Source organism: Helicobacter cinaedi CCUG 18818 = ATCC BAA-847 (assembly GCF_000155475.1).
Classification (GTDB): domain Bacteria; phylum Campylobacterota; class Campylobacteria; order Campylobacterales; family Helicobacteraceae; genus Helicobacter_C; species Helicobacter_C cinaedi.
This window is the reverse complement of record NZ_DS990392.1, coordinates 1-26,057: the sequence shown is the minus strand read 5'-3', so window position 1 is coordinate 26,057 and position 26,057 is coordinate 1. Positions and strand designations below refer to the sequence as shown.

The window sequence follows — 26,057 nt, the reverse complement described above, 5'->3', positions numbered from 1 at the left end:
AATAAAAGGCAAGATTATAGCTAAAAGTGGCAATATTATGTTAAAAGCTCTGCAAAATTCCTATCCCAACGCCAAGTCCATTTACATTGAATCTAAGGCGATTATGTATCCACGCATTGTGATTAAGGCGGATTTGTCTTTGTATGTCCGTGTGCCTAAAGCCTTTAGCCAAAAGCAGATTCTAGATTTTATTCACACTCATCAAAGCTGGATTCACACTACCCTTGCCAAGCTCCAAACACAAAAGCAAGATTCTCACAATTTTTTACAATCTCACACAGGAGAAATACTTGTCTTTGGAGAGTGGCTAGAGTATGAAAAGATTTTGACAGAATCTACCACAGAATCTACGCCTAACTCCCCACAACCCCACCGCCTTAAAGCCATTTTACGCACTTTACTTTTAGACCACATCACGCAACAATGTGCCTTTTATGCTTCAAATATGGGGCTTGTGTATAAGGATATAAAAATCACAAATGCCCTAAGTCGCTTTGGGAGCTGCACTTTTGACAATCGCTTACGATTCTCATTTATGCTCATTTTTGCGGATAAAAAACTCATTGATTATGTAATAATCCACGAGTTAAGCCATATCGTGCATAAAAATCACTCACAAAGTTTTTGGAATCTTGTAGAGAGATTTTGCCCAAATGCCAAGGCTCATCGCAAAGCCTTGCGGAAACAAGCGAGATTCTATCCCGCGTTATTACAAAGGCTCTCCATATAAGTTTCTTTGACGCCACTACTGATTTGACACTACTCTTTTGATAGCTTTGCAAACGCATCTAGCACTTCAAGCACACGCTTAGTTTCTATAATCTTTTCTGCTAGGAAATAGCCCTCTTTTATGCTCTCTGCCTTCCCTGCTAGATACAATCCCACTGCGGTATTGAGTGCGACAAGCTGGGCTTTTGGGGAAGACTTCACAGGTAGCGTAGCATTAAAAATATCAAGCGTTATTTGTTTGTTTTCTTCACAACTCCCACCTTTTAACGCACTATAAGGGACAAAGTCTAGCCCCACAACAGAGGGGTTAAACACATAGCTGTGAATCTTGCCATTATCTAGCTCTGTAATTTGTGTAGGGGCGGAGAGTGAAATCTCATCATAGTTATCAAAGCCACTCACCACAATGGCTCTTTTTATGCCTAAAATCGCCAAAGCCCTAGCCATAATCTCCGTATAAGACTTATCAAATACGCCAATACATTGATGGGTAACACTCGCAGGATTTGCTAGGGGACCGATAAGATTAAAAGCTGTCTTAAAACCTAGACTTGCCCTTGCTGGAGCGGCAAACCGCATAGCAGCGTGAAACTTTTGAGCGAATAAAAATGTAATGCCTAGCTGGTTATAGATATTTTGAGCGGTGTGAATCTCCATATTGACATTAATCCCTAGGGCTTGAAGCAAATCAGCCGAGCCAGATTGCGAGGTTACAGCCTTATTGCCGTGTTTAATAATCTTTACTTCACCAGCAGCAAGGAGCAAGGCACTTGTTGTAGAGACATTAAAAGTCTTATTGGGACTGCCGCCCGTGCCTACCATATCAAGCCGCACCTCATCACTCTTAGGCAAAGCAAAGGAAATTGCCTTTTTCTTTAGCACAGAAGCAAATCCCGCTAGCTCCTCTTCATTCACCCCCTTTATCTCAAGGCTTGTAAGAATACTGCCTATTTGCGCATCACTCACATTCCCTTCTGTAATCTCGTCCATCACATCATAGGCTTGTTTAAAGCTAAGATTCTGCCCTTGCAATGTGCTTTTTAGATAATCTTTTATGGGGATAATCTCATTTCTATAATGCAGGAAATTAAGCAGCATTTTTTCACCATCAATTGTGCCAATAGATTCTGGGTGAAACTGCACACCCACAAGATGATACGACTTATGAGCAATCGCCATAATCTCGCCATCTTCACTCCACGCACTCACTTCCAAGCTTGTGGGCAAATCCTGCACTCTGCCCACAAGCGAGTGATACCGCACAATAGGCGTATTTGGCGAGATATTGCGAAAAAGCCCTTTTTGATTATGTTTTATTGGCTCAACTTTGCCGTGAATGATATGTTTAGCATTTACTATCTCCATACCAAAAGCCGCCATAATCGCCTGATGTCCTAGACAGATTCCAAGAATGGGGATAATGCCTTGAAACTCTTTAACAATCTCAATGGATATTCCCGCTTCCTTTGGGCTTTTGGGACCCGGACCGATGATGATATATTGCGGATTTATATCTTTTATCTCTTGAATGCTTATCTTATCGCTTCTTGCGACTTGAATAGGAAAGCCAAAGCGGTAAAAAGCCTGATAAATATTAAAGGTAAAAGAATCGTAATTATCAATCAATAAAATCATTCTGCCTCCTCCTTTAATCCTTTTTTATTCCGCCCCCCATTATTTTGCTTGACTTTACTCTGCTCCACTTCATTCTGTCCCCTTAGCATATCTAACAAGGATTGAATCTTATTTTGCGTCTCAAGGTATTCCGCCCTAGAATGTGAATCTTGCACCACACCAGCACCAGAACGCATATAATATACGCCGTTTTGATACACAGCACTGCGAATAGCAATAGCAAAGTCCATATCTTCATTTTGCGTAAAATAGCCTATCGCTCCGCCATACACGCCCCTACGCGTAGATTCTAAGGATTCTATCATTTCTATGGCAGCAATCTTTGGCGCACCGCTTAGCGTCCCAGCGGGAAATGCTGCCTTGAGTGCATCTCTTTTTGCAAAACGCTTAGAATCTAGCTCCCCTTGGACTGATGAGACAATATGCATAACGCGAGAATACCGCTCAATCTTATTCCTTGCTATCACACTCACGCCTCCGCCCACACTCACTTTTCCCGCGTCATTTCTTGCTAAATCTAAGAGCATTAAATGCTCGGCATTTTCTTTTTCATCATTTAAAAGCTCTTTTTCAAGCTCCAAATCTTGCGCTACACTTTTGCCCCTTGGGCGTGTCCCAGCAATGGGTCGCAGGATAAAATGGCTTATCTCATCACTTGTTTTTAGACGAATCATAATCTCCGGACTTGCCCCCAAAATTACAAAATCATCAAAATCATAATAAAACATATAGGGGCTAGGATTTTGATGACGCAGATTTCTATACGCTTGAAGTGGCGGGATAGGGGATTTTACCTGCATAGATTGGCTTGGCACACATTGCAGCAAGTCGCCTTTATAGATTGAATCTTTAATCTTTTCTACCATTGTTTCATATTCTTTTTGGGAAGTGGCGTTTTGTATCTTATAGCATTGAGCCTGTGAATCTTGCGTAGATTCTAGAGATGATGAAGTTACATTTAAAGATTCTAGCTTTTTAGCAATACTAGCCACCTGCCCTGCCACATCAATGGCTTCTTTTTCATACGCATAGCTTACACTCACAATATGCAGTCTATCAAACAAATGATCAAAAATAAGAAAATCCCTTCCAAAGATAAAGCCACATTCCGGTGCATTATACAGCGGTGGATTACTAAACTTCACATTTTCAATCTCGGCAAAAAACTCATAGCCGATATATCCCGCCCCACCAAGAGGCAGGGGCAAATCTAAGGGTAAATGTGGGCTTTGCTCCGGCTTTGGAGCAAGACTTCTCACAATGGCTAAATTCTCTAAAAAGTCCTGCTTAGAATCTGCTCCTTTAGATTCTCTAGATTCTGTCAAACCCACAAAATCCGCCCTTATCCCTAAAGATTTTTTGATATTCTCGCTTGTGAGATAGCCTTGTAATGCCTGATGTAAGGGCGTTTTTACACCTTTTACTACAAGATAATGTATGCCCTCTTCCTTATACACCCTAAAAGCTTCATTTAAAATCACAAGCGAGTATCTATCCTTGCCCGTTTCATTATATGCAGATTCTAAAAGCACCTTTGCTTTGAGTGCAAAAAGCACAGATAAAGGACTCAAGCTATCACATAGCACTTCTTTATGTGCGATTTGTGGCTTATTTTGTGTGCGAAAATCAAACATTCTTAAACCCCTTTGCTATCGCGTTTTTATATCCACAACCTCAACGCCATTGGGAATGCTAAACTCAAAAATCTTATCTTGAATCTTTGGGTTGAGCCTAACCTTTGTGAGCTTTAATATCGTCTTTGATCCCATAGAATCCACAAACTCAATCTGCTCTGGTGTGTCATTTTTATCCACAAAAAGCACATATTGTGTGCCTTCAATCTTTGTGTGATATGTGCCATCAGGCTGTTTTTTAGCAGATTTGATAATAGAGATAAAATCCGTTTTTTCTTTCAAATGTGAGCGACTGACCTGCTCAAGGCTTGGCTCATAGATAAGCACAGCATTGTCTTTCATATAAATTTCTTTTTTTAAAGGATTTGTATAGTCCCATTTCACTTTGTTTGGGGCTTTTCCATAGATTTTACCCTCATAATGGGCTGGAATCCCTTCTTCACTGACAATAAACTGCTCAAAATCCGCCTCAATGCTTTGGAGATTTTCCCCCAACGCAAAGCTAAGGTTCAAACTTAGCAACACCAACACACAGATTCTAAAAATTTTCATTTTTGCTCCTTTTATCTTATTTGCCTTGTAATCTTTTGTTTTAAAGCCGGGATTTTACCCAAAGTATGTTACAAATTGCGTTAAAAATGTGCTAGAATACCGCCTAATTTTCAAGTTTGCTCAAATGGTTTGCTAAATTTTCACTTTTTCACATCATTTTATATCAAAGGCTTTTCAATGCTAAAATCTCTTGTTTCAAAAATACTTGGCTCACGCAATAATAAACTCATCAAGCTCTACACCAAAGAAGTGCAAAAAATAAATGCCTTAGAATCTAGCTATGCCTCACTTAGTGATACGGAGTTGCAAAATGCTTTTAATGAGCTAAAGATACTTGTGCAAAATGGCGAAGCTTCACTGCAAGATGTGTTGCACAAAAGCTTTGCCATCACGCGTGAAGCAAGCAAACGCACACTTGGTATGCGACATTTTGATGTGCAGCTTATAGGCGGTATGACGCTCAATGATGGACGCATAGCGGAAATGAAAACAGGAGAAGGTAAAACGCTTGTAGCTACACTTGCGGTGTGTTTAAACGCACTTTGTGGGCGAGGCGTTCACATAGTAACTGTGAATGACTATCTTGCTAACCGCGATGCAAAGGAGCTAGAGCCATTGTATAACTTCTTAGGCTTTAGTGTGGGGATTATCACTAATGATTTGCGTGATGATAATGCACGGCTTGAAGCTTACAGGGCGGATATTGTCTATGGCACAAATAATGAATTTGGCTTTGATTATTTGCGGGATAATATGAAATACGATTTAAGCCAAAAAGTCCAAAGGGAGCATTATTTTGCCATTATTGATGAAGTAGATTCTATCCTTATTGATGAAGCTAGAACGCCTCTCATCATATCCGGTCCGGTTAATCGCACACTAGAGCATTATCAAATCGCTAATAGCGTAGCCCAAAAGCTTAAAAATGAAATAGACTTTACCATAGATGAGAAAAATCGCGTAATTTTACTCACAGAAGAGGGGATTAAAAATGCTGAATCTTTGTTTAAGGTAGATAATCTTTACAGCATAGAAAACGCTACTTTATCTCACCACCTAGACCAAGCTTTGAAAGCAAACTATCTTTTTATTAAAGACAAAGACTATGTAGTACAGGATAATGAAGTGGTGATTGTTGATGAATTTACCGGTAGGCTAAGTGAGGGCAGACGCTTTAGTGAAGGGCTACACCAAGCCATTGAAGCAAAGGAAAAAGTGGATATTAAAGAAGAAAGCCAAACTTTGGCTGATATTACATTCCAAAACTACTTCCGCTTGTATGAAAGACTCTCGGGTATGACAGGGACAGCACAAACCGAAGCCACTGAATTTTTACAAATCTATAATCTTGAAGTGGTGAGTATCCCTACAAATGTCCCTGTGCAACGCAAGGATTTAAATGACTTAATTTATAAAAGTGAAAGGGAGAAATTTAATGCTGTCATCAACAAGATTACAGAGCTACATAAGAAAGGGCAGCCCGTGCTTGTAGGGACAGCAAGTATTGAAAAGAGTGAAATTCTCCACGAGCTACTTAAAAAATGCAGAATCCCACACACAATCCTTAATGCTAAACAACACAGCAAGGAAGCCGAAATCATTAAAGATGCGGGTGTTAAAGGAGCCGTAACCATTGCTACAAATATGGCAGGACGCGGGGTTGATATAAAAATCACCGATGAAATTAGAGAGCTTGGAGGACTATATATCATCGGCACGGAAAGACACGAGAGCCGCCGCATTGACAATCAGCTACGCGGTAGGGCTGGAAGACAGGGCGATCCGGGAGTGAGCCAATTTTATTTAAGCCTAGAAGATTCACTGCTTAGAATCTTTGGGAGCGATAAGATTAAAGGCATTATGGAGCGGCTAGGCTTGAAAGAAGGCGAACATATAGAATCTGGACTTGTTACACGCTCGGTGGAGAGTGCGCAAAAAAAGGTGGAAAATCTCCATTTTGAATCTAGAAAGCATTTGCTTGAATATGATGATGTGGCAAATGAGCAAAGAAAGGCGGTGTATAAGCTAAGAAATGAGCTACTAAGTGAAGATTTTTCCCTTGAAGAGCGTATCAAAACAAACCGCGAAATCACCGCACAATCCTTGCTGTATAAAGCACAGATATTGCCCGGTGATGATGCCTCTAATTTTGACTTATCTTCCCTTCAAGCTCAACTTAGTGAAGAGCTAGGATTCAAACTAGAATCTTGTGAAAATCTTAGCTATGATGAGCTTTTAGAAAAGCTTATCACCCAAATGAGCCAAAGCTATGAAGAAAAAATGTCAAAACTAGAATCTTCCCAACGCTCCCAAATTGAACGCATCATCTACTTACAAGTGCTTGATAGCTCGTGGCGAGAGCATCTCTACACAATGGATAATCTCAAAACCGGTATCGGTTTAAGAGGCTATAATCAAAAAGATCCGCTCGTGGAATACAAAAAGGAAAGCTACAATCTCTTTTTGGAATTTATAGAAAATCTCAAAACTGAAACCACGAGAATGCTCCATATTATTCAGCTACGAGAGCAAGAAGAGGAGGTGGCTGATAAAATGCTCCAAGATATGCAAGAAGAACTCAATGAAGATTTACAAACTTTTGAAGCACAAGATTCAAGTTCAAAGCCCCAAAAAGCAAAAATCTCTCGTAACGACCCTTGCCCTTGTGGTAGTGGCAAAAAATACAAACTCTGCCACGGCAAGAGCGGACCAAAAAAAGGGTTACTTGCTTAATGAAAGCTTTGATTCTCTATTTACTGCCACGATATTTACGCTTTGATAAGACACAGCCTTTTATCTCTATCACGGCACTTTTAGCGTTTTTTGGCGTTGGCATTGGTGTAATGGTGCTGTGCGTGGCGATGGCTATAATGAATGGTATGACAAAGGAATTTGAACGCAAACTTTTTGTGATGAACTACCCTTTGAGCGTGTATTCTACGACTTATGCGGGTGTTGATGATGAGATTTTGCAAGCTTTAAAGAAGCAGTTTCCGCAATTTCTCTTTAGCCCATATTTGCGTTATCAAGCTGTTGGCAAGGTGGGCAACACAATGAATGCGGCAATGGTCTTTGGCGTAGATATGAATGCAGAATCTCAAATCAATGAAGTGGTAAGAAAGGCTCTAGAATCACAAGAGATTTTGCAAGATTCTGCAGAATCTCAAAGCTTCAATGTTTCTCAAAAAACAAATAACACGCAAGATTCTAGCCAAACGCTTAAAAACACACCGCAACATATAAGGGAGCAAAATGTCCTTGCTTTTAGTCAAAAAGAGTTTTCAATCCTTATTGGCAAGGGCTTTGAAGAAAATTTTGGCTTAGAAGTTAATGATAAGCTTGATTTATTTTTCACACAGCTTGAGCCTTCTGGCTTTGGCTACACGCCTATTACAAAGCGGTTTAACATTGCTGGATTTTTTGAATCTGGACTTAGGGCGTATGATGAAGCCTATACTTATACAAATCTAAGTGCTTTGCAGAAAATCCGCCGACTGCCCCCGGGCATTTATGATGGTATCCATATCCACACGCCAAAACCTATGGAGGATATTACGCCTATCCGCAACTTTTTAGAGATAGAGTTTCCACAAAGGGCTGGGATTGAGGGCTGGTGGCAGCAAAATGGCAATTTTTTTTCTGCTATGGAGCTTGAAAAACGTGCACTTTTTATTGTGCTTATGCTTATTATCGTAATGGCTAGTTTGAATATTATTAGCTCTTTGCTTATGGTTGTGATGAATCGTAGAAAAGAGATTGCCCTGCTTCTCTCACTTGGTGCAAGTAGGCAGGAGATTAAAGGGGTGTTTTTCTGGGTTGGCAATACTATTGGCTTAAGTGGGATTGTGCTAGGCATTGTGCTAACGGGCGTAGCATTGTATGTGCTAGATACTTTTCCTATTATTTCCTTACCCGCTGATGTGTATGGCAGCTCAAAACTTCCGCTTGATTTATCGCTACTAGATTTTTCACTCACCATTCTTGGAGCGGTGCTTATTGTTTGTCTGTCATCGTATTATCCTGCAAAAAAAGCAGCAATGGTAGATACCTTGCAAGTTTTACGCAACGAGTAGTATAAAACTCCTTTTTTAAGAGACTTGTAAGTAAATAAATCTTAGCATACCAAACGCCCGATAAATGCGGATATTACTTTATTTAGGAGTTCCTTTGAAAACACTTTATGTAGGAAATTTGGTCTATGCGGTTACGCAAGATGAGTTAAGAGAGCTATTTTCTCAATTTGGCGAGGTTTTTTCTGTAAAACTTATTAATGACAGGGAAAGTGGCAGACCAAAAGGTTTTGGATTTGTTGAAATGGAAGATAATGCCGCGTTAAAGGCTATTGAAGCACTCAATGAAAAGGATTTTCGCGGACGCAATTTGCGAGTGAATGAAGCACGACCCCGCGAGTAATAAAACAAAAAAAAGCAATGCCACATCTTAGATCAATAAACAAGTCTTAGCAGATTCTAAAATCCGTTTTTTAAAGAGTGGTTTTTAGGGATTCTGCTATTTATCATTGACTATCAAAACTTTTCTGCACTCGTTTTATACCATCACAAGACTTTTACAACTACGCTCATTTTTTTATGTGAAATACCTACTTTGAAAGCGTCATCTAATGGGGGATTTTAAGGGGGAGCGAGTGAGTCGACTTTGTGTGCAATGAAGCAAACCTACACTTGCAAAATGACCAAGCCTTGAGCGCAGAATCGCTTAAAAGCACCCAAGAGACGCTGCGGATTAGCAGATTCTAGGGAGTAGCTCCCCTTGCGGATACTCCACATATCTTCTAGCACCCCACGCATTAGAGATAATTACCCGTGCATTTTTGACACTCTCCGCCTTTTTGCTAATCCGCCCTATCACAGAAGCATTTTTGCCAAGGCTATGGGAATGTAAAATTTCTAGCACCTTTTGACTTTCCCCCTGTGGCACAGCCATCACACATACACCTTCATTTGCTAGGCTCAATGGCTCAAGCCCTAGAATCTCACACATCCCTTTGACTTGCGGCAAAATGGGAATGCCACCCTCATCAATTTCTATCTCCACGCACATAGCCCTAGCCCACTCATTCAGCACCGCTGCTAAGCCCCCCCTTGTCGCATCACGCATACTATGAATCTTGCATTCTTGTAGCCCTTCAAGCATAGGATAAAGCTGCGCACAATCGCTTTGTAAATCACTTTGTAAATTTATCTCATTTCTTTGGCAGAAAATTACCGCCCCGTGTGTGCCAATCGCCCCACTTACAATAATCTCATCACCTAGAGCTAAATTTTTCACGCTATATTCCGCACCCTGAATCTCCCCCACCGCCGTGGTGTTAATAAAGATTCTATCCACACTGCCCTTTGGAGTAACCTTTGTATCCCCAGATAGAATCTTTAGCCCACCCGTAAGGGCTTCTTGCTTGATAGAAACTAGAATCTTTTCTAAAGATTCTATCTCAAAGCCTTCTTCAAGGATTAAGCCAAGTGTGAGATACATAGGCTTTGCCCCACGCATAGCCACATCATTGCTTGAGCCACACACACTTAATTTGCCAATATCGCCACCGGGAAAAAAAATCGGGCTAATCACATAGCTATCCGTGCTTATGGCTAAGGGCTTTTTGCTGTCAAACACCCCCGCATCTTCGCCACTATACACAAGCACTTCACCCAAAATCTCATATATAATCTCTTCTAAAAGCAAGTTAGATTCTAATCCCCCACTGCCTTGAGAGAGTGTAATTTGTGTTTGTTTCATAATAAGTCCTCTAAAGTGATAAGTTGAGCTTGTTGCAAGATCGCTGATAAAAGCTGTCCTTTTTGCCTACTCCAAAAGGCATAATCGCACACGACAAAAAGTCGCTTTTTCACACGCGATATAGCTACATTTAGGGCATAAAGGGCGTGGGTTTGATATGAATTTGTCAAATGATAGTGCAAACTCACCGGTGAAAAGATGACATTATCAAACTCCTGTCCTTGTGAGCCATGAATGGTAAAAATCCTATCGCGTGGGATTTTAAGCCCAAGTTTTTGTCTTTGCTTCACAAAGGGCGTGATGATAGCATATTCACTCGTTTTTAGCTTTGTGCTTAGAATCTCACACACCCTCACTTCACTTTGACTGATTTGTGTCTCTATCTCTTGCTTTGCTCCACTATCAATGGCAAAAATCTCCATAGGCTGATCTTTGCCCCTTAACCCGATACGATATACATATCTATCCAAAATCTGTGCGAGATTATCCCCATAGCGATGTGTGCGACTTAGATTTACACATAGCATTTGCCTATATTGTGGGATTTCTCCACTTTGCTCATACGCTTGTGCGAGATTTTTAGGCTTTTCGCCATTAAAAAAAGATTCCAAAAACAAAGCAGAGAGATTCCACACAAACGCATTTTCATTCTCTTGTTGCATAAGGGCGGTTTTAGGCATTTCGCATACGGGAAACAGCTGCTTATGATCGCCAAAAAATGCGAGTGGTGTGCCTTCCACACACAACGCACAGGTTTTAGTCAGCGGTGCATACGCACATTCATCTAAAAAAATATGGCTAAAACTTAGCTCCAAACTCTCATATCGCTTGATAAAGCCATCAAGGGTTACGCCCACCACACAAGTGGTTTTCAAGCGAGTTTTAAGCGTATCTTGAAAATTAAAAAGATTCGTTGCTCCCTTTTGTTGCAACAGGCTAGGATCGCAAGTCTGCCAATACGCATTCATATAGCCCATAGTTGGTGTGCCAAGCCGCAAAATACTGCTTCTATCTAGCCCTAGCGTATCAAATTGCTTAATCAGCGTAATAAGCACCTGCTCCAAAGCATTATTTGTCGTTGTTACAACCGCCACTCTTTTACCCTGCCTCATATAATGCAAAATCGCTTCAAACAGCACCTTTTGCGTTTTACCCGTTCCCGGTGGTCCCCATACATAGCTTAAAGGCTCACTTAGCACGACTTTTAAGGCTTGATTTTGCTCATCACTCAAAGTGGGGATAAGGGGAATAACGCTAGATTCTATATATGTAGGTAGCTTTAGCCTATCGCCAAAATTTTCAAAAAACTCTTCCACATTTTTAACCAAAAACTTCAAATCGCTAAAAAGTCTAAGCTTTTTTAGATTTTTTTTCACGCTCTCTTTGAGTGTAGAATCTAGCGTGAGATACACAACCTTTTGACGCTCATCATAATATTGCAGCTCAATATTCTCTTCATCGCCCACCATATAATGCATAGAATCTATATCCAAAATCAAAGCACTACTAAGCTTCAAATCCATATCCGCCACATTGCCTCTAAGTGAAAGAATAAGCGTATCATCTTGCAATGTCGGCACACTAATGGGGATTTCACTCAAACCCAGATTATGCGATGAAAGATACTCATAATACTGCTTTGCCCCATCGCATAGCCGCTTTTTTATCTCACTCATACTGCCACCATTTTGTAACACGCCATTACGCCCCTATAATGTGCCGTATTTATAATATGCCGCACAAGCCCCTTCACTGCTCACCATACAGCTCCCTAAAGGATTGCTTGGTGTGCAAGCTTTGGCAAAGACTTTGCAGTCAAAGGGCTTTGCCACACCACGCAGTATATCCCCACAGCGACACGCCCTATTATCAGCCACAGAATCTTTACTCAAAATCTCATCGAACACCACTTCACCATCTATGTATGCGTATTGCTCTTTGAGTTTTAAAGCTGAATCTGCGATGTTGCCAAGCCCACGCCATTCAAAGCTTTTGCGTTTGGTAAAGTATTTTTCCACCAAGGCTTGGGCTTTAAGATTCCCACTCATACTGACTACGCGTTTATACTGAATCTCAAGCTCACTTCCGCCCTCCACCTTTTGCTTCACAAGCCTATACACACTCTCCATCATATCCACCGGCTCAAAACCACTCACCACCGCAGGAATACTATACTTCTCCACAATATCTTTATAAATCTTAGCTCCACTTATCACACTCACATGTGAAGGGGCAATCAAAGCATTAATGCGTGAATTTTTAGAATCTAAAATCGCACATAATGGCGGGGGAACAAGCACATGATTAATGTGAAAAAAGAGATTTGTAATATTTTCTTGCAGGGCTTTTTCCACAAGGGCAGCAGTCATTGGCGTTGTCGTCTCAAAGCCTATGGCAAAAAACACAACCTTTTTTTGCGGATTATTTTTAGCTATCTCTAAAGCCTGAAGTGGGGAATACAAAAACTGCACACTAGCCCCCCTAGCCCTTGCATCTGCCAAGCTCCCATAGCTTCCGGGAATCTTAATCATATCACCAAGGCTTAATAATATCGTGTCTTTTTGCATCGCTATTTCATAGGCTTGATTAATGCGATTTTTAGGCATTACGCACACTGGACAGCCCGGTCCGTGGATAAACTCAATATTTTCTGGCATAAGCTGAGTTAGCCCATATCGCATAATCGTATGCGTATGTCCGCCACACACTTCCATAATCACGAGCTTTTCTTTTAAACTTTGAGCTAGAATCGCAATCTTTTTAGCAAAGCCTGCGATCACATCTTTATCGCGAAAATTTTCAATTAAATCTAAGCTTATCAAATCTAAATTTGGCATATCACGCTCCAAAATATTATAAATTAAATATATCTTTGCTTCTTAGAATCTCACTATTTTCTCGTCCTAAGTGTATTTTTTGTAAAGATTCTTTTGGCAAAAGAAGAGTGTTTTTAAAAAAGAATAGAAAAACAAATCGCCTTGTTTGAAAAAGCAATCTTACACATTCTCGCACGATTTTAAGCAGCAATGATGGCTTTTGCCATCGCCCACTAATCGTGGTATTTGCCCTCACTTCTTGTATCACAGGCTTCACACACACAATGGGAATCTTATGGATATAAAACATATCCATATAATCATCAACAGGGCGATACCACGATTTGGCAGATTCTATAAATGCCTTTGCGGCTGTGGGTGTGAGATAGTAGCCTTGTGTGCCAGCGACATTATTAAAAGTAAAGTGAAAGCCTTTTTGCAAATCATAAAACTTTGCCTTCGTGATAAGATACATAAGTCTCACATACGCAAACGCACTTTGTTCTATCCGCTCTAGCTCTTGCCAAAAGTGTGGGAGAATCTCAACATCATCTTCTAGCACGATTATGGGTTCATTAGATTCTACACATTTTTGCCAAAGTGTATAATGACTTGCAAAACAAGCTCTTTCCCCATCGCTTAATTCCTTTCCACGAAAAAGAATACTTTTTATTTTAGAGTATTGTTTGAAGTTTAAATGCTCTTTTGCTTGTGCGTTAATAGCATTAAAAAATATAATCTCATATTTTTCTTTTAATTTTGAATCTAGATTCTCAAATTGCTTACTCATTAAGGCTTTGCGTTCTGTGGCTTGTGGGAGATTGATGATAAAAAGTTTCATTCTCTAACCCCACCATTAGCATTAAGCAACGCCTCATCCTCTTCTTGCATTGCTTTTAAAATCTCATCATAAAGCCTTAAGCTTTCCATCGCACTTAGTTCATCAATCTTACTCATCACAAAGCCTATATGTAAAAGCACCCATTCCCCCACACTCACAGATTCATCTAGCAAGTCCAAACTCGCCTCACGCCTTACACCTAGCGTATCCACCACGGCTACATTATTTTCCTTTAGCTCCACAACTTTAGAGGGTATAGCTAGACACATTTTCACTCCTTAAAACTGATGATTTGAATGGTAATTTTGTGCTTTTCTCTGGCTTATAAAATCTTTCACATTTTCAATACTCGCCCTATCCTTAGAGCTTGTTAGTAGAAGTGGCACATCTGCCTTAAGCTGTGCTAAGTCATTTTTCACGCGATTTATATCAAAATTAAAATGCTCCATTAAATCTGCCTTACTCACAATCACCGCGTCCGCACACATAAACATTGTAGGGTATTTTAGCACCTTATCATCACCCTCTGGCGTTGAGAGTAGCACAAGATTCAAACTCGCCCCCAAGTCATAGCTTGCCGGACACACGAGATTCCCCACATTTTCTATAAACAAATACTCCATTGTCTTAAAATCACATTGCTTTTCTAGCTCATTGAGAGCTGATTCTATCATCAATGCTTCCAAATGACACGCTTCCCCAGTGCTGATTTGATAGGCACTTACCCCCTTTGCCTTTAGCCTAGCCGCATCGCGATTTGTCTGTAAATCCCCCTCTAAGACGCAAAATCGTAACCCCTCAAACTCGCTTAAAGATTCAAGCAATGTCGTTTTCCCACTACCGGGCGAACTCATAAGATTCACTACATATACGCCTAAATCCTTATACCGCTCCCTTAGCTCATTTGCTTTGACATCATTTTTTGAGAGAATCTTGCGGACAATTTCAACGGATTTTTTATTCAAATTTGCGTTATTTTTTAGTCGCTCATTGCGGTTAAACTCATTATGATGAAGCCCTTCAAGTTTTTCACTCATTTTACATCTCCTTTATTTTGTTCCATACTACCACAAACCGCCTGTCCAAAGCTGATACTAAAATCATTACAAGGTAAAATCTTATGCATATAAAAAGGTATATTATGTTCTTTAAACAAAGTGTGGATTCTATCACACAAAAACTTATTTTGAAACACCCCGCCACTAAAATACACACGCACCCTTTTTGTTTTTAGCACCTTTTCACTCATCTCTAAAGCCATATATGCCAAAGTCTCTAAAAACCGCTTTGCCCCCTTTGCCTTATCTTGCGTTTTTAGAATCTCTTCTATCATCGCTTTGCAGTCAATCTCACCATTATCAATCTTAAATGGATAAGGAGAGACTTCCGCCCTTTCACGCAAAGCATAAGATTCTAGCAATGCCCCACTTTGCCCCTCATAGCTTTGAACTTCTAAAATCCCAAGCAAACACGCCACACAATCAATAAGCCTCCCCATAGAACTTGTTTGCAAAAACACTTTGCTTTCAAACGCATTTTGCAAAAGGCTTATATTCTCTCTCTTTTCTATATTCTTTGTTGCTAGATTCTGCGTCTGTATGCCATAGCTCCATAACAAGCCTAATGCAAGTCTGCCTATCTCTTTGATACTCCCCTCCCCGCCTAGCAATGCAAAGGGCTTAAGAGAAAAGATTCTGCTCATACTTTTATGCTTAGAATCATATATAAAGCCCTCCCCGCCCCAAATGCCCCCATCTTCGCCTAGCCCCGTGCCGTCCCATATAATGCCAAAACCATCATTGTTTAAAGCATTAGATTCAGCCAAAATCGCATAAAAATGGGCTTTATGATGGCTAATCTGTAAAAATTGCGGTGAATCTAAACTTGTCGCAGAATCCGTAGCAGAATCTAGCAAGGCTGTGTTATTTGTAAGATTCTTAGCTAAATGCGTTGAAGCATACTGCGGATGTAAATCACTCACTATCACCTTAGGCTTATTCACATAAAGACTAAGAAAAAATTGCAGCTCTTTTTCATAACGACATATAGAATCCACATTGTGTAAATCCCCAAAATATGGGCTAATAAGCGTATTTTTATAGACTATGCTTAGGCTTGATTTCTGCTGCGCTCCTAGGCTTAAGCACAATTTTTTGCTTCCAAAGGGTAAAAATAGCGGTGTAAAGCCGCGCGATAAACGCAAGGGGCGTAATTCCCCTGCCATAAAACGCATAATACTATCATCAAGGGCGTGGGTAATCTCCCTATCATAATCAAGCACCATATCAAACACGCCACTAAGCTTTTCCATAAGCTCATCAAGCTTTGTGATAATAGGCGTTCCACTGACATTCGCACTTGTGAAAATAAGCGGAGTATTTAGGAATCTAAACAGCAGGTGCATTATGCCATTATAGGGCAAAATCGCCCCAATGCTTGATACTTGCGGTGCGATAAGCTCTAGGGCTTGCGAGCTTAGAATCGCATTTTCACGCTTATTATGGGAGCGATTGTGTTGGCGATTATGAAAGTGTTTATTAAGTAGCACAATGGGGGCTTGTGGGGATAATAGAGCTTGTCTCTCACTCTCATTTATCTCCGCCACAGAAGCAATATCTTGCAGATTTTTAAACATAATGGCAAAGGGCTTTTTTGAGCGATTTTTGCGTTTTTTTAACGACATAATGGCTTGAATGTTAGTCGCACTTGCGATGAGATTAAACCCGCCTATGCCCTTAATAGCAATAATCTTACCTTCCATTATTTTTTGAGCCACAAGGGCTAGGAGCAAAATATCACTTGTGGCTTTGGGGTAGGCAAATATGTAAGATTGTTTAAGGCTAGGGATAATAAGACGCATTCTAATGGCACATTGATTGCAGGATATGGGCTGGGCGTGGAATCGGCGGTTTGTGGGAGTGTGATACTCACGCTCACAATCTTTGCATTTTTTAAATTCCCGCATTGAAGTATTAGTCCTATCATAAGGCAGAGCGTGGATAATAGAATGCCTAGCCCCACAATAAGAGCAGGTGGTAAAAGCATAGTCCTGAAAGCGTGGATTCTGCCTTGAGTTTTGTTTTGTATCTTGTTTTATATCTTGCCCTGTATTACAGCCCATATCCTGTAAGCACGCCTGACATATCGCTACATCTTGTGGCAAAAAGAGCTTGTCATCTTGCTTTTCTGTGCTTGAAGCAAGGATTCTAAAATCGCTATAAGGGGGTGTTACAAAAGGAACTTGGTGCATTGTGTGAGCGTGTATAACGGCATTTGGCGGGGGATTTTGCAAAATCTCTTGCAGGAATTGCTCACTTTGGATTAAAGTAGATTCAAGATAGATATAAAGGGAATTATAGCGATTTTGCACATAGCCTTTGAGATTTAAGCTCGTGGCTACCTGATACACAAACGGACGGAATCCCACGCCTTGTATTATGCCAAAAAGCTCTATGGCATAGGCGGTTTTTGCGTCTATGTGTGTATTTGGTTTGGGAAGTTTATCGGCATTTTTCATAGGCAAAGTATAGCATTCAAACCCAAATTAATTTAATAATTCTGTGTTAGAATATGGCACAAATTTTAAAGGCAACATTATTTGGGAAATTTTATGAGAGAGGCTTGTATGCAAAATAGCGTAGATTCACATAGTTCCACTTCGCAAAAACCACTACAAGATAAACACCGCGTTATATCCATAGCCCTTTTAGATAATCATATCAATATGGATTTATTGCGTGAATTAAGTAAGCATTTACAAGAATCTTTTGCCTACTTTGAGATTCTAATCCTTAATCCCTTATTTGATATGTTTGATAAAAATCACAAAGACACAATAAAACAGCAAAATACACATATTACCCCCCCCCCCCACGATATAAATCCACATTCCACACAAACAGAATCTAGCACCAAAGATTCTAGCAATCCATTCCACTTGGTTTGTGAAAAACAAAAAGCAGATTCTAACAAACACACAAACGCCACTGCGGAAGTATTTTTGAGTGATTTTAGTGGTTTTCAAGCGAAAGGCGAAGGGAGTTACCTAAAGGGTAATGACCGAGCCTTGAGTGCAGAATCCGCTAAAAGCACCAAAAAGACGACGCAAAATCTTGCTTCTATTCCTAATGTGCGGATTTTAGAGATAAGCTCCCCGCTTTGTAGTTATGAAAATCTAGGCTCATTAAAATATGAGATTTTTTTGCAAAACTGCATTGGCGATTATCTGCTTTTTATGGATTTGAAAACAGATTCTATTGCTGATTGCTTATCTATGCTTTCACTTGCACAGCAATATGATATGGTGATTGGCACAAGGAAGAATAAAAAGCAAAATATCTTGCAAAAGCTAGGCTCAAAGCTTTTCTACAAAACACTTGCTCTTTTTGCTAATAAAGCAAGGGAAGATTATAGTGAATTTTGCGTGATTTCACGCAAGGTTATCCACACACTTTTATCGCATAAACACGATATTAAGCTTTTAAGACTACTGCATTTTGACACAACGCTAAACATTTGTGAATATCCCTACACGCCAAAGTCTTATCCAAAAAGAAAGTTTTTAGATTCTCTCTTTCTAGGGCTTGATGTGATTTTTGGGGAATCTTACAAGCTGCTTAGGCTTGGCACTTGTATGTGCTTGTTACTTGCTTGTGGGAACGCATTTTATGCACTCTATATCCTTAGCACTTATTTTTTACTGCCCCATATCGCAAGTGGCTGGACTTCCACTTCGCTGTATATGGTAGCTATGAATATCGGGCTGTTTTTAATGCTTTCAATCATTGGCGAATATGTGCGAATTGCTCTCATCAAGCTAAAAGGTGCTACGCCCTATGAAATTGTCAATGAGACAAGTTCAGTCAATCTTAATTTTGAAAACAAAAATATACAAAGGCATTAGTATGGAATCTAATAAAATTTTAAACATCATAATCCCTGTGCTAAATGAAGAAAAACGGCTTGAAAATGGCATAAGAGGGGCAATGGCGTTTCTAAGGGAAGCAAAGATTCCACACATTATAAGCATTGTAGATAATGGCTCAAGCGATTCTACACAAGAGATTGCCAAAAGTTTATGTGAAGAGCTGAACGCCAACACATTAGAGTTTATTTCACAAGTAGAGTATTTGCGATTGGAAGAAAGGGGTGTTGGCTTGGCATTAAGGGAAGCGATAGCACATAATACTAAAAGAAGTGAGCCTTGTGGCTTTATCGGCTATATGGATATAGACTTATCCACGGATATAGGGCACTTACAAGAAGTGTATGAGAATCTAAAAAATGGCGTAGAGATTATTGTAGGCTCTAGGCTTTTAAAAGATTCTGTGGTGATTGGGCGAAGTTTGAAGCGGGAGATTCTCTCTCGCACCTTAAATCTTATCCTTAAAATCGCACTCAAAGCAAAGTTTAGCGATGCGATGTGTGGATTTAAATTCTATCAATCGCAAGTGGCTTTAAATCTAAAAAATCTCTGCAATGATGATAAAAGCTGGTTTTACTGCACACAAATGCTAGTTATAGCACAATATCACAACATTCCTATAAAAGAAATCGCTGTAAAGTGGGAAGATGAAAGCACAGATTCTAAAGTGAGAATCTTTTCACTCTCACGCATTTATTTAAGTGAAATTTGGCGACTTTTTAAGCTTTTACGCCTGAAAAAATAATAAAAAGGATTAATATGCAAAAGGCAATTCTTATTGGCAGGGGCTATTGGGGCAAGATTTTGCAACACTACATTCAAAAACATTATAAAATTTCTCATATCTTTGGGCGTGATGTCGAAGATGAAGTCTTAATTGAAGCTTTAGATAAAGCAGATTCAGCCTTTATCGCTACACCGCTTTCTTCACATTTTAAGCTTGCAAAACTCGCCCTTGAACACAACTGCAATGTCTTTGTAGAAAAGCCTAGCACCGCCACAAAAGAGGAGTTTGAAACACTGCTAAATCTAGCTAGAAAAAACAATAAGATTCTATTCACAGATTATATTTACACATTTTCGCAATCTATTCTCTATGCCCTGCAAATATTGCAAGAAAAACATATAGAATCTATACAGGCAGAAATCACACAATATGGCAATTTTTATGAAAATGAAAGTGTGCTAGAAGTCATAGGAGTGCATTATATAAGCGTATTTGCCTTTATGCAGGAGCTTGGACTTTTAGATAATCTTTGTGTGAAGTCGTGCAAATTTTTAGATTCCAAAAAACAAAGTGCGACTTTGGAATTTAGTGCCTTGCAAGAGAAAGGGAGTAAAAAAGAGATTGTTTTATTACTTCATTGCAGCTTACTTTCAAATGATAAAAAGCGATTGTTGCGTATCAGCACAACAGATTCTATAATCAGCGTTGATATGCTATCCCCCACACCGCTTAGCACAATAGATTCTAGTGAATCTTTACCCATTTTTGATGAGAAAAATAATCTTAGCTTTGCTGTGGAGAGTTTTAAAAATATGTGTGCGAGAGTGAAGCAAGATTCTACAAGCTTAGAATCTTGCACTAACGCCTCTGCGGAAGTATCTTGGAGTGATTTTAAGTGTTTTACTAAAGAAAGCAGAGCTTTTCAAAGCAAAGGTAAAGGGAGTGGCTCAAAGGCAAATGACCGAGCCTTAAGCGCAGAATCACTTAAAAGCACCCAAGAGACAACGCAGAATCTACATTTAAGATTTTCTCACACTACCCTAGCCCTTCTCTCACAAGCCCATAATCTCGCCCAAGATTCTACTCCAAAGCCTTAAAAATGCCAAAGTTAGATAAATACGACTGCATTATTATCGGTGGTGGATTCTTTGGGGCGTATATCGCTTTGCAGCTTAAGGAGAAATATAACTCTATTTTGGTGCTAGAGCAAGAAAGTGATTTGTTGCTTCACGCAAGTTTAAATAATCAAGCCCGTGTGCATAATGGCTACCACTATCCGCGTAGCCTAAGCACGGCTGTGAGTAGCTCAAGGCATTTTAAAACCTTTTGCAATGAGTTTAAATCCGCTATAAAAAATGATTTTGCTAAATATTATGCGATTGCAAATATCGGCTCAAAGACTTCTAACACGCAGTTTTACAGACTTTTTAAGCAATTTGATATTTTTATAGAATCTGTGCCAAATCACATTAAAGCGATGTTTAATAAAAAGCTTGTAAGTGATGTGTTTTTGACACGAGAATACGCCTTTGACGCGGCGATTTTAAGGGAGATTCTAAAAGAAAGGCTAGAATCTAAAAAGATAGAAATAGCCACAAATACACAAGCGGTTTGTGTTAAAGAGGATAAGGTTGGGTTATGCGTTGAGATTCAAAAGATAGGGCATTCAGCTTGTAATGCTATTTCGGCGGATTCTGCAATCGCTAAAGTGGCAAAGCACAACTTTGCCACAATAAAAATCAATGGTGGCGATTCACAAAGTGAAACGCCTACCTTGAAAGCGTTGTCGGGGTGGGGGATTTTTAAGGGGGAGGGAGCGACTTCGCGTGCAGTAGCGAAGCTACAAACCCATACTTGCAAATTTAAACCCCTCCCCCTTAAAGAAAAAGAAAATAAAATTTTAAGAAATATTGACCGCAGTGATTTTTCGCCACAAGCTGAATTACAAAAAGAGACAATGCGGGAAACACAAAAACTACATGCCCCATTGATTCTCAACTGCACCTATGCTGGTATAAATCATTTATTGCAAAATTCACACTTGCCCCCACTCCCACTTAAATTTGAAATGACAGAAATGGCACTTGTAAATGTCCCTAAAAGCTTACAAAACATATCAGTAACGATAATGGACGGGGCATTTTTCTCCCTTATGCCATATCCTTCAAAAGACTGCTATACGCTAAGCCACGTGCGATACACGCCGCATTTTGCTTGGCGGGATTTTTCCTTAGAATCTAAGCTTAAAGCTTATAATCTACAAGATTCTAATAACCCACCCACACAAACCACAAGCCCTTATACGATACTTCAAGCCTTTATGCAAAATGCAACGAGCAATTTTCCATTAATGAAAGCTGATGCAAGACGCTATATGCCAATTTTAGAATCTTTAGAATACCTAGATTCACTCTATGAGATTAAAACTTTGCAGATTCAAAATGAAATTGATGATGGCAGACCAATTATCTTTGCTAAAGACTATGGACTGAAGGGCTTTTGCACCATTATGGGCGGAAAGATTGATAATATTTATGAAATAGCAGAATTGATTACGATGGAGTTTAACCTTTCAATATAAACTGATTCTATGCTAAAATACCACACTATTTTTAAAGGAGTATGGTGATGAGAGAAGCTGGAATTGAACTTATGAAAAATACAAAAAGTGTAAGAGATATTGATGTGAATAGTAAAAGGGTGCTTATACGAGTGGATTTCAATGTGCCGATGGATGAGGATTTTGACATTTGTGATGATACGAGAATCCGCGAGGCACTGCCTACCATTAATTACTGCATTGATAATCACGCTAAAAATATTGTGCTAGTAAGCCACCTTGGACGCCCAAAGGGCAGAAGTGCGGAATTTTCACTCAAACATGTTATTAAGCGTGTGGAGCGACTTTTGGGGCGAGATGTGGGCTTTGCAGAAAGCATTGAGGAAGCAGTGCTATTACAGGAGCAAAGCCCAAGTGGCAGTGTGATTTTATTAGAAAATATTAGATTTTGCGTTGGGGAAGAAAAAAATGATAAAGGTTTGTCGCAAAAGCTTGCCGGACTTTGTGATATTTATGTCAATGATGCCTTTGGGACAAGCCACAGAGCGCACTCTAGCACTTGTGGGATTGCGGAGTTTGCTAAAGAGCGTGTGGCGGGGCTACTTCTTAAAAAAGAGATAGATTCTTTTGCCAAAGCTATGGCAAATCCGCTAAAGCCTGTATTGCTTATCGTTGGTGGTAGCAAGGTGAGTTCAAAACTCGCACTTTTATATAATATCCTTGATGTTGTGGATAAGATTATCATCGGTGGGGCGATGAGCAATACATTCTTAAAAGCTTGTGGATATGATATGCAAAAATCCCTTGTAGAAGAATATCTTGTGGCAGAGGCTAAAAAGATTCTAGAACACGCTAGGGAAAAAAAGGTAAAAATTTACCTGCCTGTTGATGTGGTAAGCACTGATGATGTGAAATCGCATACGCAGATTAAAATCACACCCGCACAAGATGTGCCAGAAGGCTTTATGGCGGTGGATATGGGACCTGCGACAAGTAAGCTTTTTAGCGAGGTGGTGAGAGATTCTCAAACGATTATTTGGAATGGACCTTTGGGAATCTATGAGATTCAAGCCTTCTCTCGTGGGACATTTAATCTCGCTCACGCTGTGAGTGATACCTATGCTTTTAGCCTGATTGGTGGGGGCGATACGGCTGATGCGATTGATAGGGCAGGGGAAAGAGATAATATGAGCTTTATCTCCACAGGTGGCGGGGCAAGCCTAGAGCTGCTTGAGGGTAAGATTCTCCCTGCATTTAAGGTGCTAGAGCGAAAGTAAATAAAATGGCATAACAATGGATATAAAGACAAAAGTTAGCGTTATTTACATAGCAATCATAACGCTTTCTAGTATCTATATCCCTCAGCCGATTTTACCGCTTCTAGCCCTAGAGTTTGGTACTACTGCACAAAACACATCTGCCATTACTTCCATTACACTTTTACCTATGGCATTTGCACCGCTTTTTTATGGCTATTTTTTAGAAAATCATCAACCAAAATTGATTTTAAGCCTTTCGCTATTTGTTGCAGGAATCTTTCAGATTCTCCTTGCGTGGTGCGAAAGCTTGGAGACTTTTTTACTCTTGCGTTTTATTCAATCCCTATTTTTTCCAGCTATTCTTACCACACTACTTACCATTCTCACACGCTCACAAAGTGGCTCTTTGCAGTTTAATGTCAGTCTTTATATCGCCTCCACCATTGCAGGTGGGCTTATTGGCAGAATGGGTGGAGCATATCTCACAGAGCTTTTTTCGTGGCAAATATGCTTTATCCTTTTGGGGGTGAGCTTAACACTAGGTGGAATCTTTAGCCTATCTTGGATTGCAAATCAAGCCTCCAAGCTTACTCAATTTACATTCTCACAGATTCTCCCACTACTTGGCAATAAAACTTCGCTAGTGGTGCTAAGTAGCGTGTTTGTGATGTTTTTTAGTTTTCAGGCTGTGCTTAACACTCTGCCTTTTTATGCAAAAGAGATGTTTCCGCATATCAGTCAAAATGAGCTTGGTAGGTTGTATTTGGGCTATAGCATAGGGATTGTCGTTTCACTTCTTGCTAATCCTATCATCAAGCTTTGTGGTGGCAGAGAAAAAACCATTTTTTTAAGCCTAAATCTTTTTGCCCTAGGGCTGTGCGTCTTTCTTTTGCATTCGCTTATGTGGATATATGTGGGAATGTTTGTTATGTGCTTTGGCTCATTTATCGCACACTCCGTGCTAAATGCTCTCAACAACTCACTCAATCCAAAGTATAAAGCCGCTTCAAGTGGGCTTTATCTCAGCTTTTATTACACAGGCGGGACGCTAGGCTCTTATCTCTCATCTTTTGTTTTTGAGCTGTTTGGTTGGCAAATGCTTATCATCTCACTTGCAATCACTCTTAACCTTACATCATTTGTGTTTTATCATCATATGACTCATATCAAAAAGGAAGCCTAATGGATTTTACACTGATTTTTGAAGCAATGATTGCTCAAAGCCCAGAAGCAAAGCTAAAGCTTATTGCCAATATAGAGCAAATGGCACAAGAGCTATTAGAAAGTGAGAATCTGCCTTCAAACACACTAGATTCTTATTATTTAGAATCTAGCTTCCAAACGCAGGAGATACAGCATTTTTTTACCGACTTTCACTCCCCTATTCGCCCACTTCAAAACCCATCATATCAGCGATTTTGCACTATCACCCACCCTACAAAAATCCGCCGCCCAAAGCATATCAAAAGCGTGCAATCCCTTGCTAAAGTATTGCATTCTATCGTGCATATTGAATATAGTGCGATTGATTTAGCCCTTGATGCGATGTATCGCTTTAGACATTTGCCCCTGCAATATTATCGCGATTGGCTTATTGTGGCATTGCAAGAGGCAAATCACTTTAGACTTTTGCTAGATTCACTTCATAGTTTAGGCTATGAATATGGAGATTTTTCTGTGCATTCCCAGCTTTTTGACGCACAGAGTGCTACACAGGATTTTAGAGATAGAATGGCATTGCTTCATCGTGGCTTAGAAGCAAATGGACTTGATGCAAATCCTTTTGTGGTAGCTAAGATTGAGCGTTTTGAACACGAGAGTATTCCGCAGATTCTACAAACGCTTGAGATTATCCTGCACGATGAGATAGAACACGTAAGAAAAGGGGATTTTTGGTGGAGATATGCCAATACCAAAACAAGCCCGGAGGACTTTCTAGCAATACTTCAAAATTTTAAGCAATTCCACTCCGTGCCAAAGATACTCAATCACAAAGCAAGGCTACAAGCGGGCTTTTCTGCTGAAGAGCTGGAGTGTTTAACACACCTTTATTCCACAAATTCATAGCACATCTTACAGAATTATAGAATCTACTTTAAAGCCCTAACATACTTTTTAATACACTTTATTGCCCAGTCATAATGACTTGAAGTGCTGCTCACACAATAGCTACCAAGACTTGTGTTGCCACACCACTTATAATGCTTTTTCACAAAAAGTGTTTTAAGCGGTAAAGTGGCGATAAGCTCCATTACTTCTGTATGGCTTTGATAAAGCAAACTTTTTGCGTGTTCTAGTGAAGTGGCGTGGTGTTTTTCTTTAATTGCCCAATTCATTTTTGGATAAGTTTTGAAGTTGTAGGGTGGCGGCAAAAAAGGGATAAAATCACTAGTTTTATTGAGATTTGTCCGCACAAAAGTAAGTAGTAAATTCTGCCATTCATATAAATGGATAAGCACATCTTTAAGTGTCTCGTCGCGTTCATTGTAGGCAAAATGAGTATTTTGGGCATCAAGCGGGATAGATTCAATAATTGCAAAGAGCTTTTCAAAATTTGTCTGTGAAGCTTCTTGTAATTGCAACTTTGTCGTAGGGCGAGACATTTATTTCCTTTCTCAAAAAAAAA

The 26,057-nt window shown here is 39.8% G+C and carries 22 protein-coding genes; 11 read left to right on the top strand and 11 right to left on the bottom strand.

Annotated features, from left to right (window positions below; genetic code table 11):
- The first annotated feature begins 37 nt into the window (after nucleotides 1–37).
- Nucleotides 38–730 carry a M48 family metallopeptidase gene (locus tag HCCG_RS04420; protein ID WP_002956236.1) on the top strand — a complete coding sequence of 231 codons (693 nt, stop codon included), beginning with the start codon at nucleotides 38–40 and terminating at the stop codon, nucleotides 728–730.
- A 29-nt stretch (nucleotides 731–759) separates the two neighbouring features.
- Here the strand turns inward: HCCG_RS04420 and HCCG_RS04415 are convergent, their stop codons facing one another.
- Genes HCCG_RS04415 through lolA form a run of 3 tightly spaced genes read right to left on the bottom strand, consistent with a single transcriptional unit; the run spans nucleotide 760 to nucleotide 4,550 of the window.
- Complete coding sequence (locus HCCG_RS04415; protein ID WP_002956235.1) at nucleotides 760–2,364, bottom strand: bifunctional anthranilate synthase component II/anthranilate phosphoribosyltransferase; 1,605 nt, start codon at nucleotides 2,362–2,364, stop codon at nucleotides 760–762.
- Nucleotides 2,361–3,998 (bottom strand): anthranilate synthase component I family protein, encoded by a 1,638-nt coding sequence (locus HCCG_RS04410; protein WP_002956234.1) that lies wholly within the window; start codon nucleotides 3,996–3,998, stop codon nucleotides 2,361–2,363. Before HCCG_RS04410 ends, HCCG_RS04415 begins: the two co-directional genes overlap by 4 nt.
- 15 nt (nucleotides 3,999–4,013) lie before the next feature.
- Nucleotides 4,014–4,550, bottom strand: a complete 537-nt coding sequence (gene lolA, locus HCCG_RS04405; RefSeq protein WP_002956233.1) for a LolA-like outer membrane lipoprotein chaperone — start codon at nucleotides 4,548–4,550, stop codon at nucleotides 4,014–4,016.
- Nucleotides 4,551–4,727: 177 nt separating this feature from the next.
- On the opposite strand from lolA, the gene secA reads away from it, so the two are divergent.
- The 3 genes from secA (at nucleotide 4,728) to HCCG_RS04390 (ending at nucleotide 8,963) form a co-directional block, all read left to right on the top strand.
- The gene (gene secA, locus HCCG_RS04400) at nucleotides 4,728–7,283 is read left to right on the top strand and encodes a preprotein translocase subunit SecA (protein ID WP_002956232.1); all 2,556 of its coding nucleotides are present in this window, start codon (nucleotides 4,728–4,730) and stop codon (nucleotides 7,281–7,283) included.
- Complete coding sequence (locus tag HCCG_RS13040; protein ID WP_015453318.1) at nucleotides 7,283–8,623, top strand: ABC transporter permease; 1,341 nt, start codon at nucleotides 7,283–7,285, stop codon at nucleotides 8,621–8,623. The genes secA and HCCG_RS13040 overlap by 1 nt, the downstream gene beginning before the upstream one ends.
- A gap of 94 nt (nucleotides 8,624–8,717) precedes the next feature.
- Entirely contained in the window at nucleotides 8,718–8,963 is a 246-nt protein-coding gene (locus HCCG_RS04390) for an RNA recognition motif domain-containing protein (RefSeq protein ID WP_014666481.1), read from the top strand.
- Between the two features lie 330 nt (nucleotides 8,964–9,293).
- Here the strand turns inward: HCCG_RS04390 and hypE are convergent, their stop codons facing one another.
- From hypE to hypF, 7 genes are read right to left on the bottom strand one after another with little or no spacing between them, the layout of a single operon-like run.
- A complete protein-coding gene (hypE, locus tag HCCG_RS04385; protein WP_002956229.1) occupies nucleotides 9,294–10,304 on the bottom strand; it encodes a hydrogenase expression/formation protein HypE in 1,011 nt (336 codons plus the stop codon).
- Nucleotides 10,301–12,001, bottom strand: a complete 1,701-nt coding sequence (locus HCCG_RS04380; protein WP_015453317.1) for an AAA domain-containing protein — start codon at nucleotides 11,999–12,001, stop codon at nucleotides 10,301–10,303. Before HCCG_RS04380 ends, hypE begins: the two co-directional genes overlap by 4 nt.
- 12 nt (nucleotides 12,002–12,013) lie before the next feature.
- Nucleotides 12,014–13,141, bottom strand: a complete 1,128-nt coding sequence (gene hypD / locus HCCG_RS04375; RefSeq protein WP_002956227.1) for a hydrogenase formation protein HypD — start codon at nucleotides 13,139–13,141, stop codon at nucleotides 12,014–12,016.
- A gap of 16 nt (nucleotides 13,142–13,157) precedes the next feature.
- Nucleotides 13,158–13,961, bottom strand: a complete 804-nt coding sequence (locus tag HCCG_RS04370; protein WP_014667525.1) for a glycosyltransferase family 25 protein — start codon at nucleotides 13,959–13,961, stop codon at nucleotides 13,158–13,160.
- The gene (locus HCCG_RS04365) at nucleotides 13,958–14,230 is read right to left on the bottom strand and encodes a HypC/HybG/HupF family hydrogenase formation chaperone (protein WP_002956225.1); all 273 of its coding nucleotides are present in this window, start codon (nucleotides 14,228–14,230) and stop codon (nucleotides 13,958–13,960) included. Before HCCG_RS04365 ends, HCCG_RS04370 begins: the two co-directional genes overlap by 4 nt.
- A gap of 9 nt (nucleotides 14,231–14,239) precedes the next feature.
- On the bottom strand, nucleotides 14,240–14,998 hold the full coding sequence (gene hypB / locus HCCG_RS04360) for a hydrogenase nickel incorporation protein HypB (RefSeq protein WP_002956224.1): 759 nt from the start codon (nucleotides 14,996–14,998) through the stop codon (nucleotides 14,240–14,242).
- Nucleotides 14,995–17,478 carry a carbamoyltransferase HypF gene (gene hypF / locus HCCG_RS04355; protein ID WP_002956223.1) on the bottom strand — a complete coding sequence of 828 codons (2,484 nt, stop codon included), beginning with the start codon at nucleotides 17,476–17,478 and terminating at the stop codon, nucleotides 14,995–14,997. The genes hypB and hypF overlap by 4 nt, the downstream gene beginning before the upstream one ends.
- A gap of 93 nt (nucleotides 17,479–17,571) precedes the next feature.
- Between hypF and HCCG_RS12515 the strand changes: the two genes are divergently transcribed.
- The 7 genes from HCCG_RS12515 to HCCG_RS04315 are packed head-to-tail and all read left to right on the top strand — an operon-like array spanning nucleotide 17,572 to nucleotide 25,498.
- Nucleotides 17,572–18,864, top strand: a complete 1,293-nt coding sequence (locus tag HCCG_RS12515; RefSeq protein WP_230197901.1) for a hypothetical protein — start codon at nucleotides 17,572–17,574, stop codon at nucleotides 18,862–18,864.
- Nucleotide 18,865: 1 nt separating this feature from the next.
- Nucleotides 18,866–19,630, top strand: coding sequence for a glycosyltransferase (locus HCCG_RS04340; RefSeq protein WP_014666474.1), 765 nt, complete (start codon nucleotides 18,866–18,868; stop codon nucleotides 19,628–19,630).
- Between the two features lie 14 nt (nucleotides 19,631–19,644).
- The gene (locus HCCG_RS04335; protein WP_002956220.1) at nucleotides 19,645–20,709 is read left to right on the top strand and encodes a Gfo/Idh/MocA family protein; all 1,065 of its coding nucleotides are present in this window, start codon (nucleotides 19,645–19,647) and stop codon (nucleotides 20,707–20,709) included.
- Between the two features lie 2 nt (nucleotides 20,710–20,711).
- Nucleotides 20,712–22,193 carry an FAD-dependent oxidoreductase gene (locus tag HCCG_RS04330; RefSeq protein ID WP_002956219.1) on the top strand — a complete coding sequence of 494 codons (1,482 nt, stop codon included), beginning with the start codon at nucleotides 20,712–20,714 and terminating at the stop codon, nucleotides 22,191–22,193.
- Between the two features lie 47 nt (nucleotides 22,194–22,240).
- Complete coding sequence (locus tag HCCG_RS04325) at nucleotides 22,241–23,449, top strand: phosphoglycerate kinase (protein WP_002956218.1); 1,209 nt, start codon at nucleotides 22,241–22,243, stop codon at nucleotides 23,447–23,449.
- 16 nt (nucleotides 23,450–23,465) lie between these two features.
- Nucleotides 23,466–24,614, top strand: coding sequence for an MFS transporter (locus HCCG_RS04320; protein ID WP_002956217.1), 1,149 nt, complete (start codon nucleotides 23,466–23,468; stop codon nucleotides 24,612–24,614).
- Nucleotides 24,614–25,498, top strand: coding sequence for a ferritin-like domain-containing protein (locus HCCG_RS04315; protein ID WP_015453313.1), 885 nt, complete (start codon nucleotides 24,614–24,616; stop codon nucleotides 25,496–25,498). Before HCCG_RS04320 ends, HCCG_RS04315 begins: the two co-directional genes overlap by 1 nt.
- Before the next feature lie 23 nt (nucleotides 25,499–25,521).
- Here HCCG_RS04315 and HCCG_RS04310 read toward each other — a convergent pair whose 3' ends face one another.
- Nucleotides 25,522–26,034 (bottom strand): ClbS/DfsB family four-helix bundle protein, encoded by a 513-nt coding sequence (locus tag HCCG_RS04310; protein ID WP_002956215.1) that lies wholly within the window; start codon nucleotides 26,032–26,034, stop codon nucleotides 25,522–25,524.
- Between the last annotated feature and the right edge of the window lie 23 nt (nucleotides 26,035–26,057).